Below are 13,138 nucleotides of genomic sequence, written 5' to 3'. Positions count from 1 at the left end.
GAAAAGCCCCGTCGCCTTCGAGCGGAAAGTAGCTTAAACGAGCACTTGGGGCGGCACAGAAGCGTGACAGGTCCACCCCGATGATGAGCGATACCTGTCACTCGACGACCTCTTCGCCTCGGTGAAGGCGCGCGCTGAGCAGAGCCGGACGCGCACCGTGGAGAGTACCGCGATCCGGGTCGAGGCGCATCGCGATGACCCCGGAAAACTGGGGTTGGTCCTACCCGGGGCCGACGAGCCCATCGCGCCGACGCATTGGAGCTTTGGACAATTGTCGAGCATTGTTGGCGCGCCAGCCGCCTATCTGCGCCAGCTGCCCGCACCGCTTGCAGGCATCAACCTGCAATATGGGCTGACCAACCACCGGGCAGAGCAGATCAAAACCATGGAGGTCGCGAACGGGCGCACGGAACTCCGTGCCGTCACCGGCCCCGACTATGGGCGCATCTACGACCAAGAACTGGTCTCCGCCGTGCAGCGCATCGCCGGCAACGGCACCGGTGATACGCGCTGGAAGGTGCCGGGTGTCCTCGATTGGTCGACCGGCATCTACAATCCGCGTGTGGACGTGACCAAGGAAACAACAACGCTCTATGCCTCGGATCGTGATGTGTTCCTATTCCTCGTCGATGACCTGAACCCGATCGAGGCGGGGATCCTGCCCGACGGCTCACCCGACCTCTACTTTCGGGGGTTCTACTGCTGGAACTCGGAAGTCGGGGCCAAGACGCTGGGCATCGCCAGTTTCTACCTGCGTGCGGTCTGCCAGAACCGCAACCTCTGGGGGGTCGAGGATTTCCAGGAGATCAGAATCCGTCACTCCAAATACGCCGCCTCCCGCTTCGCACATGAGGCGGCCCCGGCCCTCAAGAATTTCGCCAACTCATCGCCCGCGCCCTTCATCGACGGCATCCGCGCCGCGCGGGAGAAGATCGTCGCGCGAACAGACGAGGACCGGTCGGACTTTCTGCGCAAGCGCGGGTTCTCCAAGGCTGCCGCGACGACGATCATCGACACCGTGCTGACCGAAGAAGGCCGCCCGCCCGAAAGCGTCTTTGATTTCGTGCAGGGCATCACGGCGGTCGCGCGCAACAAACCCCAGCAAGACGCGCGGCTGGAGATGGAAACCCGGGCCAAGAAGCTGTTGGAAGCTGCCGCCTGAACAACGTCGCACCCAGATTGTCCCGGTCCGTCCCTTCCCCAGAGGAAGAGGTGGGCCGGGTTTTTCGTGACGGGTTTGAAAGGTCGAGAGAGGTTCCCGGCCGGCCCGTCGCGGAGAACCCCGATGACCAAGCAACAGAAAATCACCCTCAGCGCCTCGCGCGACATCCCCTTCAACAAGCTCCTGCTCAGCCAGTCCAACGTCCGTCACATCAAGGCTGGTGTGTCGATTGAGGAGCTGGCCGAGGACATCGCCCGGCGTACCCTTCTGGCCAGCCTGACGGTGCGGCCCGTGTTGGACGAGACCGGCACCGAGACCGGCATGTTCGAGATTCCGGCAGGCGGGCGGCGCTTCCGGGCGCTGGAACTCCTCGTCAAGCAAAAGCGCCTCAATCGCACAGCCCCCGTGCCCTGTATCATCCGCACGGATGGTCTCGCCGAGGAAGACAGCCTGGCCGAAAACATCCAGCGCGCGCCGCTCCATCCGTTGGATCAGTTTCGCGCCTTTCAGGCGATGCGCGAGAAAGGCAAGAGCGAGGAAGAGATCGCGGCAGCCTTCTTCGTCTCCGCCAGCATCGTCAAGCAGCGGCTCAAGCTGGCCGCCGTCGCGCCGTCTTTGCTCGATGCCTATGCCGAAGAAGACCTGACCCTCGACCAACTGATGGCCTTCACCGTTAATCCCGATCATGAGCGGCAGGAACAGGTCTGGGAAGCGCTGCAGCGGCACTACTCCAAGCAGCCCTATGAAATCCGCCGCATGTTGACCGAGGGTGCCGTGCGGGCCTCCGACCGTCGCGCGCAATATGTCGGGCTGGACGCCTATGTGGATGCGGGCGGTGCGATCCTGCGCGACCTGTTCCAGACCGATGATGGTGGTTGGCTGCAGGATGCCGGACTGCTCGATCTGATGGTCGCCGAGAAACTGCGCGAAGACGCGGAGACCGTTCAGGCCGAAGGCTGGCACTGGGTCGAGGTGGATACCGACTTTCCCTATGGCCACACCTACGGCATGCGGCGCATGGCGGGTGAGGTCGAACCGATGACCGACGAGGAAGCGGCGACCTACGATGCGCTCAAGACGGAGTTCGAGAAACTTGAGGCAGATCATGCCGATGCCGACGAATTGCCAGACGAGGTCGATGCGCGGTTGGGCGAGATCGAGACGGCGATGGAGACGTTGCAGGATCGTCCGGTCCGCTTCGAGGAGGACGAGTTGGCAATCGCCGGGGCCTTCGTCAGCATCGACAGTTCCGGGCGGCTGCGCGTCGAACGCGGCTATGTGCGTCCGGAAGACGAGCCGGCCCTTCCCTCTGAAGGTCAACCTGACGCGGATACAGCCGATGCAGATGTTGATGACACCGGCATTGATCCTGACGCGGGAGCACCTCATGACGAGGAGGACGAAGACGACGGCATCAAACCGCTGTCAGACCGCCTCGTCACGGAACTGACGGCACATCGGACGCTCGCCCTGCGCGACGCACTTGCAGGCGATCCACATATCGCCTTCGTGGCAGCCCTGCATGTGCTGACGCTCAAGCTATTCTACCGCTACGGCCTCAACAGCTGCATTGAGATCGACCCGCGCAGCGGCGCCTTCTCCGCCCAAGCCCCCGGTCTGGCCGATACCCCCTCGGCTCAGGCCATTGAGGCACGATCAGAGAACTGGGCCAAGCACCTGCCCAAGGCTCCGGAAGACCTTTGGGACGTGCTGATCGACTTCGACAGCGACAGCCGTCAGGCCCTCTTCGCCCATTGCGTATCGTTGACTCTCAACGCGGTACATGAGGCCTACAATCGCCGTCCCGCGGCCTTGGCACATGCAGGTGTTCTGGCCACTGCATTGAACCTCGACATGGTGACGGTCGGCTGGACTCCGACGGCGGATGTCTATCTCGCCCGCGTGACCAAGGCGCAAATCCTTGAGGCGGTGCGGGAGGCCAAAGGCGATGTTGCTGTGGACCGGATCGCGGGGCTGAAGAAGCCCGAAATGATCACGGCTGCGGAAGAATTGCTCGAGGGCACCGGTTGGTTGCCGGAACCGCTCCGCACGCAAGGGCGGGAAACTTTGGCAAACGGAGCCGGTGCAGACGATTTTGCTGCGCAAGACGACATAGACGCGGCGGAGAAATCCGATGCGGAAGATGATGTGCCGATCGAACCGGCCGAACCCGTCGCCGCTGAGTAGCCAAGCCAGCCTTCCAAACACACCGGACCCGGTCACGCGCCGGGTCCTTCCTCTTTCAGCACAGGAGAATTCCGATGACAGAACCAAACACAACACCTGCCCCATCCTTCGACTTCGCCGCCTGGAAGGTCGAGCGCCGCGCGCATGAAGCCGCCCAAACCGCCATAAGACCGGCCAACAAATCCGCGCTCTTCAGCGTGCTGTCCGCCGCCGGTATCACCCGCGTTGACGTGACTTTCGACGGCTATGGCGACAGCGGCCAGATCGAAAGCATCGACCCGAAAGCGAACGCAGCAGATGCGCCCTTGCCGGACGGAACCGTGACCCTCGCCATCATTGGCTGGCGGGACTCCGAACACACCGAACGCACCCTGTCCGTCCGCGAAGCCATTGAGCATTTCGCCTATGACTGCCTCGCCCAAACCCATGGCGGCTGGGAAAACAACCAAGGTGCTTTTGGCACTTTTCTTTTCGATGTGGCGGACCAATCGACCACACTCGACTACAACCAGCGGTTCGAGGACATCGAATCTTTCGAACACGCATTCTGAGGGAGGCTGATATGGCACATCCTTGGCATCACGCCCACTCCTCCGCACGACGCTTTGGCGGCGTGGCGGACGACTATTTGGCCCTGCATAGCGGGTTCGACGAAAGCAAGCTCATCACAGCGGACTTTTCGGCACCGCGCGCTTAAGCACCACGCTGAGGGTATCTTCATGGCCGAGCGCTTCTTTGGTACGACAATCACCGTCTCGACGGGTCGCAAGGTTCCCGTCCGCTTGATCGGCGAGCAGCATGTCATCGAGGATCTGGGTTTCATCCCGAGCTTCGCGGACTGGGTGCGCTGCATCCGCCCCGAGCCGTGGATGGGCCGCGCGCAACCGCTCCACCGAACCGTCGAACCCGTTCCTGACGTGCCGGTGATCATCCCCATCGCAGCCGAGCGCAAAAACGACGGCAATTGGGCTATCGACCCGGACGATGGTTCAGACGATCCTGACAATACGAGGCAGGACAAGCAGTGCACCGCCGCGGAATGACGACTTCACTCCCCACTGGGTCCGCCGCGAGGCGGGCCCTTTTTTCATTGGAGGTATGGTCATGTCCCAATCCATCGCCGATCTGACCGAAGCGCTCACCCGCAATGCCGAAGCCGTTTGCCGACAATATCTGTCGAACGGTATACGTGAGGGCCACTACTGGATGGTCGGTGATGTGCGGAACACGCCCGGGCGGTCCCTTTTCGTGCGCTTAAAAGGGCCAATTTCGGGCAAAGGTGCAATCGGAAAATGGACCGATGCGGCCACCGGAGAGCATGGCGATCTGCTTGACATTATTCGCGAGACCTGCGGTTTCGTCGATTTTGCCGATATTGCACAAGAGGCCCGGCGATTTCTCAGCCTGCCGCTTCCAGAACGCCTTGGCGACATAGCCTCCCGATCTGATCCCGCACCGACGGGATCCCCGACCGCAGCAAGGCGGCTGTTTGCCATGTCGCAGCCGATTACAGGGACGCTGGCCGAAGAATACCTGCACAACCGTGGACTGACAGCATTGAACAACACCGCAAGCCTGCGGTTTCATCCGCGATGCTACTAACGACCAGATCGGCATTCCGAGACCGAAATCTGGCCCGCCCTCATCGCATCGGTCACCGATCTCAATGGCGCGATCACCGGCGCACATCGCACGTGGCTTGATCCGGACAGATTCTCGAAGACAAACTTGGGCAAAGCCCCAATCGACACGCCTCGCCGTGCGATGGGCAACCTGCTCGGCCACGCTGTCCGATTTGGCACCGCACGCGATGTCATGGCAGCAGGTGAAGGCATCGAAACCATTCTGTCGCTCAGAATTATCCTGCCCAATCTGCCGATGGCCGCAGCGCTGTCCGCTGCCCATTTTGCCGCCATCCGGTTCCCGCCGTCCCTCAGACGCCTCTATATCACCCGTGACAACGATCCAGCCGGTGATGGTGCATCGGCCCGCCTGACCCAACGCGCCAAAGATGCACGCATCGAGACGATCCTCCTGTCGCCGCACTTGGGTGATTTCAACGATGACCTTCGCCTGCTTGGCGCTGATGTCCTCTGAGACGCGCTCCGGGTCCAGATCGCGCCGGAAGACGTTGCACGCTTCATGAATACTACAGCTTTGACCGCGCACGACGCCGCGCCCGGCTAGTGCCCCCTGTCTGAGATCGGCAAAAGAGGTGCCCCCGGCGTCGGAGAGCCGCGCGACCCCGGCCTTCTTGGGAGGGCGACCGGACGGCAAACGGAACGGACCAGCAAGGCCTGCGGCCGGTTCTTTTCCGGCGGCGGCAGAGCCGCCTTTCCATCGCGAGCCAAAAGAACCGGCCTCCGGCCTCCTCCGCTGCGCTGCGGCCCATACGGGTGCAGGTCCGCCCCGCCTGCCCTCTTTCGGCGCCATGAAGGCCGCTGCGGTCGCGGTCAAACCGACGAAGGAGCACACCATGTATGCCGATCCCCACCACAGCGATGCCGAGCCACACCACGACGCGTCCGCCACCCACGCCATCTGCAGCGATCTGGAACTCTTTGGCTACCGCCATTCCGAAAACGACCCCGACCCCCGCGACGTACCCGAAGATCGCCTGATCGCAGGTGCCGTCAGCGACATCTTCGACGCCCTTGTCGCCACGATGGCCGACACCAGCCTCGACGCCGATCTCGACGAGATGCTCTGGTCGGCGGTTAACATGTTCCACCGCGCCACTGACCGGATCGAGCGCAAACTGGACGACAACGAACAGGCGCAGAAACGCCGCCAGCGCGAACAGGACGGCTCCGAGGTCAAATCCGTCCAGCTCGAACATCTGATTGCAACCGGTCAATCCCTGCTCGACCGACGTGATTGCATGGAGGTCTTCCGGGACCACGCCGCCGAGCATTATCTCCGCCTGACGGGCTCGCCTTGGTCGTCCCGCTCCGGGTCACGGGTCAATCATCGCAACCTCACTGCAGCCATGATCGACAGCCGGGACTTCCTCGCAGCGAAGACCCGCGCCGATACCGAGGTCTATCTGCCAACGGGAACCAAGATCGCCTTCACCGGCGGGATGGATTTCAACGATCATAGGCTGATCTGGGACGCTCTCGACAAAGTCCACACCAAGCACGCCGACATGGTTCTGCTCCACGGCGGATCACCGCGCGGTGCCGAACTGATCGCCGCCAAATGGGCCGAGACCCGCAAGGTCGTGCAAGTCGCCTTCAAGCCGAACTGGACACGCCCCGCCAAGGCCGCCCCGTTCAAGCGCAACGATCAAATCCTCGATGTCCTGCCCATCGGCGTCATCATCTTCCCCGGCACAGGCATCCAGGACAATTTCGCAGACAAGGCTCGGAAGCTTGGCATCAAGGCCTTTGATTTCCGCAAAGGGTGCAGCGCGTGAGCGCTGCATTTACCGGCAATATTGAACATCCAGATGCCAATACGCTCCAGACACGATCTGTGACACCCATCAGGTCTCACAGTCCGAGTTCGCGTCACGCGGGTCCCATTAAAACTCCAGCCCGAAGGCGGGTGATCGGTTGCAAATTCTCGCCGATCACTCGGATCACAAATACTCAAGACTATTAAAAACCCGCTTTTTGAACTACTATTCGCCTACGCTGAGGTGGTGGTGGATGGCGTTATCGTTCAACCGATTAGCACGGAGGCATTCACCATGCTTGTTCTTGCGTGAGCTTCGCGACCAATGACGAACGGACGGCAAAGCGCGTGTCCGACGCGCTCGGCACCGCTACCGAAATGCGGGCGATGAAGAACTATGCCGGTCATCGCCTGTCCCCCTGGCTCGGCCATCTGATGGTCAGCCGACAGGAGACCCCACGCCCCTCCTCACCCCCGGCGAGGTGATGCAGCTTCCTCCAACCGACGAGATTGTCATGGTAGCGGGCACACCGCCGATCCGGGCGCAAAAGGCACGGTACTTCAAAGATGATCAATTGCACGCCCGCATTCTACCGCCAGCGAAGCCACACAAGACTGATGCACCAGCCAACGACGCCTGGAGCCGGATCGTTCCACTCAAGCCACCAGAGATCGCTAATCCCAAGATACAGACGGCAGACGAAAGCGCAGCGACCGACGACCCGAACGAACAGCGGCGTCAACCAGAACTGGACCGAACCCAAGAAACAGAGAATGCAAAGCCCATCGAGAACGAATTTGAACCCGACCTCAAGAAGCCATCGAAAGACCAGGTCGTTCAATTGAGGCAGCTTGATCAGCGGGCCCGCCAGCTTGCCCGCCAAGCCTCGATGGATCCAAACGACGACATTGAACTGTGAAGGCCTGAAAATGAAACAACCCAAGAAACATCGCCTATCTGTCTATTTGGACCCAGACATCATGGCTTCACTTGCCGATTACGCCGCCCGGCGCGACCACTCACGCTCTCTCGTGGCCGAAGCCGCCATTGCATCATTTCTGTCGCCCGACGCCGCATAGCGCCAAGAAGCAGCTACCACGAAACGCCTCGACCAGATCGATCGCCGCATGATCCGCCTTGAGCGCGACGTCAGTATTTCGGTCGAGACCCTCGCGCTATTTGTCCGGTTTTGGCTCACCACCAACCCGCCTCTGCCAGAGCCCGCCAGAGCGGCGGCTCAGGCACAAGCAGGCGAACGGTATGATGCCTTTATCGCAGCGCTCGGTCGGCGGCTAGCCAAAGGGCCAGCTTTGCGTCAGGAAATCTCTGAAGATGTAAGCGGTGACGCAAAACAATTGTAACGAATACGGTCAATGGGGTTGTTCACTAGCCAACATGCAGGTTTCCGCAGTGCGGGCGAAGCGTAAATTCGCTGCGCATGCGTGTACGGCTGCTTAAGCGCGCGTTGCGGCCTTTCAAGATGGATTGCTGACCTTCATTGGTAATGGTCTTGATCCGGTAAGAGAGTCTGCTCATTGTTCCGACTTCGAGCCATAATCCAAACTTCTGTCCCATAGCTGACCGCCACGCCATGTGAAGTGGCGATCAAAGCAAGTGACTTAGGTGGTTAGACCTACGAATGGCGCTCAAACACAATCGTCTCTCCACCATGCAATACAAGTAGCGTTTCGAAAGCATCGCGTTGGTCGCCCATCTCCATGCCGGGCGAGCCGATCGGCATTCCAGGAACGGTCAGGCCGAGTGCGTTTGGACGCTCGGCCAACAGGCGTTGGATGTCAGCCGCCGGAACATGGCCTTCGATGACGTACCCTTCGATGAACCCTGTGTGACAGGAGCTGAGCTCCGGTGTTATCCCTGCCTTGTCTTTGGCGGCCCACAAGGCGTCTTGGGTGACGTCTTGCGCATCAACGTCAATCCCGGCGGATTTTACGTGGTCGATCCATGCAGAGCAGCATCCGCAAGTCGGGGAATTGAGCACTTTCATGCGTGACGTTGCGGCAAAGACCGGACCAGCGGCAAGTGCTGAGCCAGCGGCGATCATTAGGAAGTTTCTACGGTTCATTGGATTTCTCCTTTGGTGTTTTATTCTGGCGCTACGTGGTTCACGTCACGCGCAACCATGTCATCATTCCGCCTGCAGAATGCTCCAGCATGTGGCAATGCAAAAGCCAATCTCCGGGATTGTCGGCAACAAATGCGATCTGCGCGGTCTCGCCTCGGTCCATAAGAAGCGTGTCGCGCAGCGGACCTGCCGTCCCATTCGAGCCGATCTGGCGGAAATGGTGACCATGAAGATGCATCGCGTGGGGCCAGGCCGTATCGTTGGTGATGTCGATCCGAACGGCTTCGCCCCGATCAGCCGCAACCAAAGGCTCATCCGGCATGTCGGCCATGCCGTTGAAGGCCCAGACTTTACCGGCTCCGGCCATCTCGCGCATGCCCATCATCTGTCCGCCCATCATGGCACCACCCATACGTCCCATGGCCCCGCCTTCCATCAGAAGGGCTGCCTTTCTGGCAGTCTCCAAAGGGCCAAGCTGCGGCACCGGGTTGGGTGGCAGTGGTGACGGAGCGTCCAGACGTCCGGATCGGGCGATCGCTGTGACGTCAAATGTTGCGATTGCATAACCGCCGTCACGCTCGAAACTCACAAGGAAAGCTTCCTCGCCAACGCTCGCTGTCACGTCAACAATGATATCCGCCCGTTGTGCCGGTGCCAGTGTCAGGCGATCCAACGGTTGTGGTGCATCAAGCGGCATGCCGTCCAACGCAATGATCCAGCCCCCAAGGCCCTGAGCCTCAAGCGAGAAAATCCGCGCATTTGCGGTGTTCACGAGGCGCAAACGGTGACGACTGAACTGTTCAACCGGCTGACGCCAGTCTCCGATCCCATTTACGGTAATCCAGTTCCCGATCCGACCGGCATGCGCCCAATCGTGCATATCACCGAAACCGCCCGCGATCTGGGCATCCTCCGCCAGACGCCAGTCATCAATTAAAAGCACCTCATCGTTGTCGACTTCGGGGCCTCCCCCGGCCTCTTCGACGACCAGCGCCCCGGAAAGTCCCCGCGCCATCTGCTCATAAGACCGATTGTGGGGATGATACCAATAAGTTCCGGCATCGGGCACGACGAAGTCATAGAGAAACGTTGCTCCAAGCTCAACGACGTCTTGTGTCAAGCCGGGGACACCATCCATCGCGTTGTCGATGCGGATCCCGTGCCAGTGGATGGTGCTCGACTGCGGGAGTTCATTTAGAAATCGGCGCGTCATTCGGGCACCTTGCGGCAACCGGATCGTAGGCCCTGGAACCTCTCCGTTATAACCCCACATCTGCGTTTCAGGGTAGTTCGCGGGCGCGAGTTGAAGCACGCCCTCGCGCGCGATCAGGTCTGGCGGCGTTTCGGCCAGTAGCGCTGTCGGACGAAAGCCAGTTGCCGCCAGTGCAGCAACCATCCCACCTCCAAACGTCCGACGTGTGATCGATTTCATAAAAACCCCCCTCTGTTCATTTCCGTGGTCTGACCGCTGACGGCCGCATTACCGATTTGGTTTGTAGCTTCAGGCGCGCTGATCGTGGTCAGGATTGCTGTTGTCATAAGGATGAATGCAACAAGCACCGATTCCATTCGAATGCTCCGACGCAGATGCGCGCTGGCACCCGGCTCTTTCCGAAGCAAGGCAGGCGTCAGCCGCAACTTGTTCCATGCGGCAAAGCCAATGATGCCGAGAAAAACGCCCAGCTTGATTGCAAAAAACTGCCCGTAGGGTGTGGAGAGTGCATCCAGCACATTGCCCGTCAACAGCCGAAGGGTCACTCCCCCCGCCAAGGTCAACGCGCCAACGACCCATACGGCAATACTGCCAAAATCGTGGCTGATCTGGCCGGCGATACTGGCCGTGTTCGCCCCGGAAAGGCGGTAGAGCGGCGTGAAGACCCCAATCCAGAACGCCAAGCCCAAGATATGGAGCGAGATGAGTGCGGCAAGCAAAAAGCGTGGTTCTTCCAGCGCATGGCCGCGAAACACGAAAGATATCGCCACGACAAGGACGCCGAAGACCGCGAGCGGTCGCCCTTGGCGTGCGGGCAGCAGGATCGCACAAATCAAGGCCAGTCCGACAAGCCGCAAAGCGATGCTGGAGCCCAGGGGGCTTTCCGAAACCATCGTCAGCATCATCGGATCAGTTGCGCCCTGCCATGTGCCGCCCATCAGGAAACTCGCACGCAGCGGAAGTCGCAACAGAGACAAAAGGGCTGCCCCAATGGCGCAGAAGACCGACAACCGGCGCAGCGCTTGCACCTCGGGTGCGGGAAGACGGCGGAGCATCAAAATACTCAATATGCTGCCCATTGCGATCAAGGCCGTCGCGTAGACAAGCGCCTTTACGCAAATGGACAGCCAAGTGACCAAGTCAGCTGAAGCGAGCGCGCTCAGCATCGGCTCTCAATTCGAGATTTCAAAACTGAACGTCCCTTGCATTGGATGACCATCGGCTGCCAGTCCCCGCCACTCGACCTTGTACTGACCTGCTGGCAACGCTGGCGGCGCGGCACTGAATTCACTGACAGGCTGCATATTGTCGCTGCGCGTCACATCATGCGAAGCCCCATCCTGATCGGTGAGAGAGATCAGAGTGACGCGCATTGGCATGTCAAAGCGCATTGAAATTGTCGGCGGAGACGTCTCCAGAACGGCCCCATCCGCAGGCTCCGTTGCCTCTTTCTTGGAATGCGCATCTGCGCTTGGAGATGCGAACGCCAGCGAAAGTGCCGCGATCGCGGCAAAGTAAACGGCAGGTTTCATATTTTGCTCCTGAGCCTGGATTTGAAAAACGCTGACCGGAAACAAGGTCTCCGGTCAGCCGTCGCCGCCTTATTCAGGCATCATCGCGCCAATTGCATACATGCCGTCGTCGCCCTTGATCAGCATCAGCGTGACGGAATCTCCAGCCGCAATATCGCCCATCATTTCCGCGTCGGGCATCATCGCCAGATCCATAGTCATGGCAGGCCAGCCGATTTCAGGGATGGGTTCGTGACTGACATTGGCAGTGCCTTCGCCGATGGAATTCACCACGGCCTTGGTATGTACGGCACCTTCCATCATTTCGTCACTCATCGGCATGTTCGAATGGTCCATGTCCGAGTGGTTCATTTGCGCAAACGACAGTGGCGCGCTCAGAACGAGAACAGAGAGGGCAAGAGAGAGAGTTTCATGGGTCGTCCTTTCGGGTTGGGGTGATTGGCAGGCCTTATTCTGCTGGGACAGATGCTGCGGGCACGTTGGCTGGTTGCAGCAATTCTCTGTTGACCCGTTTCAGGGCCAGCCTTTTCCAGATCACGAAGATCGACGGAATGACAAAGAGCGTCAGAAGGGTCGCGGTCGCCATGCCACCTATCATCGGAGCCGCGATCCGCTGCATGATCTCGGACCCGGTTCCGGTGCCGTACATGATCGGAATGAGTGCTGCGAAGATGGTTGCGACTGTCATGACTTTGGGACGGACGCGTAGGAGCGCGCCTTCAAAAACAACCTCTTCCACATCTAGCGAGGTCATTTCGCGCCGCTCAGTCGCGGCTTCTTTCTTGCGTTTTTCCCATGCCAGATTGAGATAGAGCAGCATCACGATGGCCGTTTCGACCGCCACGCCAGCCAGCGCGATAAAGCCCACCAGAACAGCGACCGAAATATCGAAGCTGAGATACCATAGGAACCAGACGCCCCCGGCCAGGGCGACCGGGAGGGCGGCAAGGATAATCCCCACCTCGATTACCCGATTGAAGGCCATGAACAGCATCAGGGTGATAATTAGAAGTGTCGCCGGGGCTACGAGCTTGAGCCGTTCCTGCATACGTTCGATGTATTCGTACGGTCCGGACCACGTAATGGAGTAGCCTGTCGGCAATGTGACTTGATCCGCGACAAGGGCACGGGCCTCGTTCACAAATCCACCCAAATCGCGCCCCGCGATGTCGATGAATACAAATCCGGTGCGTCGCGCATTTTCGGACCGGATCATGGCAGGTCCATCGACGACTTTTATTTCCGCCAGACTGCCGAGCGGAATGTGCGCACCCGAGGGCGTCACTACCGCCAGATCCCGCAGCCTTTCGGGGCTGTTGCGCCATTCCTGCGGGTAGCGCAGGTTAATCGGGAAGCGTTCCAGCCCCTCGACGGATTCCGACACCTGCATGCCGCCGATGGCGGTCTGCACGACATCCTGAATGTCGCGCACGGACATCATGTAGCGGGCAGCGGCATCGCGATCCACGTTGATCTCAACAAAACGCCCACCAATGGGGCGTTCAGCGTAGGCCGATGCCGTACCATCAATATCGGCCACCACGCGCTCTACCTCGATCCC

General features: G+C 60.1%; 13 protein-coding genes and 2 pseudogenes. 9 read left to right on the top strand and 6 right to left on the bottom strand.

Annotated elements, in window-relative coordinates:
- The first annotated feature begins 94 nt into the window (after positions 1–94).
- The 9 genes and pseudogenes from ACSHXH_RS18560 to ACSHXH_RS18520 all read left to right on the top strand — a co-directional run bounded on the left by ACSHXH_RS18560 (position 95) and on the right by ACSHXH_RS18520 (position 8,110).
- On the top strand, positions 95–1,162 hold the full coding sequence (locus ACSHXH_RS18560; protein ID WP_435673288.1) for a DUF932 domain-containing protein: 1,068 nt from the start codon (positions 95–97) through the stop codon (positions 1,160–1,162).
- Positions 1,163–1,285: 123 nt separating this feature from the next.
- Entirely contained in the window at positions 1,286–3,349 is a 2,064-nt protein-coding gene (locus ACSHXH_RS18555) for a ParB/RepB/Spo0J family partition protein (RefSeq protein ID WP_435673285.1), read from the top strand.
- Positions 3,350–3,423: 74 nt separating this feature from the next.
- Positions 3,424–3,900, top strand: coding sequence for a DUF6878 family protein (locus tag ACSHXH_RS18550; protein WP_435673284.1), 477 nt, complete (start codon positions 3,424–3,426; stop codon positions 3,898–3,900).
- A gap of 11 nt (positions 3,901–3,911) precedes the next feature.
- Positions 3,912–4,392: pseudogene (locus ACSHXH_RS18545) on the top strand (DUF6915 family protein).
- Positions 4,334–5,134 (top strand): annotated as a pseudogene (locus tag ACSHXH_RS18540) (DUF7146 domain-containing protein); the annotation flags it as partial. The pseudogenes ACSHXH_RS18545 and ACSHXH_RS18540, both read left to right, overlap by 59 nt.
- Complete coding sequence (locus ACSHXH_RS18535; RefSeq protein WP_435673287.1) at positions 5,114–5,446, top strand: toprim domain-containing protein; 333 nt, start codon at positions 5,114–5,116, stop codon at positions 5,444–5,446. The pseudogene ACSHXH_RS18540 and the gene ACSHXH_RS18535, both read left to right, overlap by 21 nt.
- 379 nt (positions 5,447–5,825) lie before the next feature.
- Positions 5,826–6,767, top strand: coding sequence for a DUF2493 domain-containing protein (locus ACSHXH_RS18530; protein WP_435673286.1), 942 nt, complete (start codon positions 5,826–5,828; stop codon positions 6,765–6,767).
- 496 nt (positions 6,768–7,263) lie between these two features.
- Positions 7,264–7,668, top strand: coding sequence for a hypothetical protein (locus ACSHXH_RS18525; protein ID WP_435673283.1), 405 nt, complete (start codon positions 7,264–7,266; stop codon positions 7,666–7,668).
- A gap of 208 nt (positions 7,669–7,876) precedes the next feature.
- A complete protein-coding gene (locus tag ACSHXH_RS18520; RefSeq protein WP_435673282.1) occupies positions 7,877–8,110 on the top strand; it encodes a hypothetical protein in 234 nt (77 codons plus the stop codon).
- A gap of 272 nt (positions 8,111–8,382) precedes the next feature.
- On the opposite strand, the gene ACSHXH_RS18515 is transcribed toward ACSHXH_RS18520, so the two are convergent.
- The 6 genes from ACSHXH_RS18515 to ACSHXH_RS18490 form a co-directional block, all read right to left on the bottom strand.
- Positions 8,383–8,832 carry a DUF411 domain-containing protein gene (locus tag ACSHXH_RS18515; RefSeq protein ID WP_435673281.1) on the bottom strand — a complete coding sequence of 150 codons (450 nt, stop codon included), beginning with the start codon at positions 8,830–8,832 and terminating at the stop codon, positions 8,383–8,385.
- Positions 8,833–8,872: 40 nt separating this feature from the next.
- Positions 8,873–10,264 (bottom strand): multicopper oxidase family protein, encoded by a 1,392-nt coding sequence (locus tag ACSHXH_RS18510; protein WP_435673280.1) that lies wholly within the window; start codon positions 10,262–10,264, stop codon positions 8,873–8,875.
- Positions 10,261–11,100, bottom strand: a complete 840-nt coding sequence (locus ACSHXH_RS18505) for a copper resistance D family protein (protein ID WP_435673279.1) — start codon at positions 11,098–11,100, stop codon at positions 10,261–10,263. The genes ACSHXH_RS18510 and ACSHXH_RS18505 overlap by 4 nt, the downstream gene beginning before the upstream one ends.
- A 117-nt stretch (positions 11,101–11,217) precedes the next feature.
- Positions 11,218–11,577 carry a copper resistance CopC family protein gene (locus tag ACSHXH_RS18500; RefSeq protein ID WP_109384039.1) on the bottom strand — a complete coding sequence of 120 codons (360 nt, stop codon included), beginning with the start codon at positions 11,575–11,577 and terminating at the stop codon, positions 11,218–11,220.
- A 69-nt stretch (positions 11,578–11,646) separates the two neighbouring features.
- Positions 11,647–11,928 (bottom strand): copper-binding protein, encoded by a 282-nt coding sequence (locus tag ACSHXH_RS18495; RefSeq protein ID WP_435673278.1) that lies wholly within the window; start codon positions 11,926–11,928, stop codon positions 11,647–11,649.
- Between the two features lie 97 nt (positions 11,929–12,025).
- Positions 12,026–13,138: efflux RND transporter permease subunit (locus ACSHXH_RS18490; protein WP_435673277.1), on the bottom strand; the 1,113-nt coding region annotated here is incomplete at its 5' end.

It is taken from the genome of Marivita sp. (assembly GCF_051251565.1).
Taxonomy (GTDB): domain Bacteria; phylum Pseudomonadota; class Alphaproteobacteria; order Rhodobacterales; family Rhodobacteraceae; genus Marivita.
The sequence above is the reverse complement of the archived record's forward strand: the minus strand, read 5'-3'. Positions and strand labels throughout refer to the sequence as shown.

Excerpts from the sequence above, each read along its gene's own strand:
- ACSHXH_RS18555 (WP_435673285.1), top strand. The coding sequence starts at position 1,286 with ATGACCAAGCAACAGAAAATCACCCTCAGCGCCTCGCGCGACATCCCC.
- ACSHXH_RS18550 (WP_435673284.1), top strand. The coding sequence starts at position 3,424 with ATGACAGAACCAAACACAACACCTGCCCCATCCTTCGACTTCGCCGCC.
- ACSHXH_RS18535 (WP_435673287.1), top strand. The coding sequence starts at position 5,114 with ATGGGCAACCTGCTCGGCCACGCTGTCCGATTTGGCACCGCACGCGAT.
- ACSHXH_RS18530 (WP_435673286.1), top strand. The coding sequence starts at position 5,826 with ATGTATGCCGATCCCCACCACAGCGATGCCGAGCCACACCACGACGCG.
- ACSHXH_RS18525 (WP_435673283.1), top strand. The coding sequence starts at position 7,264 with ATGGTAGCGGGCACACCGCCGATCCGGGCGCAAAAGGCACGGTACTTC.
- ACSHXH_RS18520 (WP_435673282.1), top strand. The coding sequence starts at position 7,877 with ATGATCCGCCTTGAGCGCGACGTCAGTATTTCGGTCGAGACCCTCGCG.
- ACSHXH_RS18515 (WP_435673281.1), bottom strand. The coding sequence starts at position 8,832 with ATGAACCGTAGAAACTTCCTAATGATCGCCGCTGGCTCAGCACTTGCC.
- ACSHXH_RS18510 (WP_435673280.1), bottom strand. The coding sequence starts at position 10,264 with ATGAAATCGATCACACGTCGGACGTTTGGAGGTGGGATGGTTGCTGCA.
- ACSHXH_RS18505 (WP_435673279.1), bottom strand. The coding sequence starts at position 11,100 with ATGCTCCGCCGTCTTCCCGCACCCGAGGTGCAAGCGCTGCGCCGGTTG.
- ACSHXH_RS18500 (WP_109384039.1), bottom strand. The coding sequence starts at position 11,577 with ATGAAACCTGCCGTTTACTTTGCCGCGATCGCGGCACTTTCGCTGGCG.
- ACSHXH_RS18495 (WP_435673278.1), bottom strand. The coding sequence starts at position 11,928 with ATGAACCACTCGGACATGGACCATTCGAACATGCCGATGAGTGACGAA.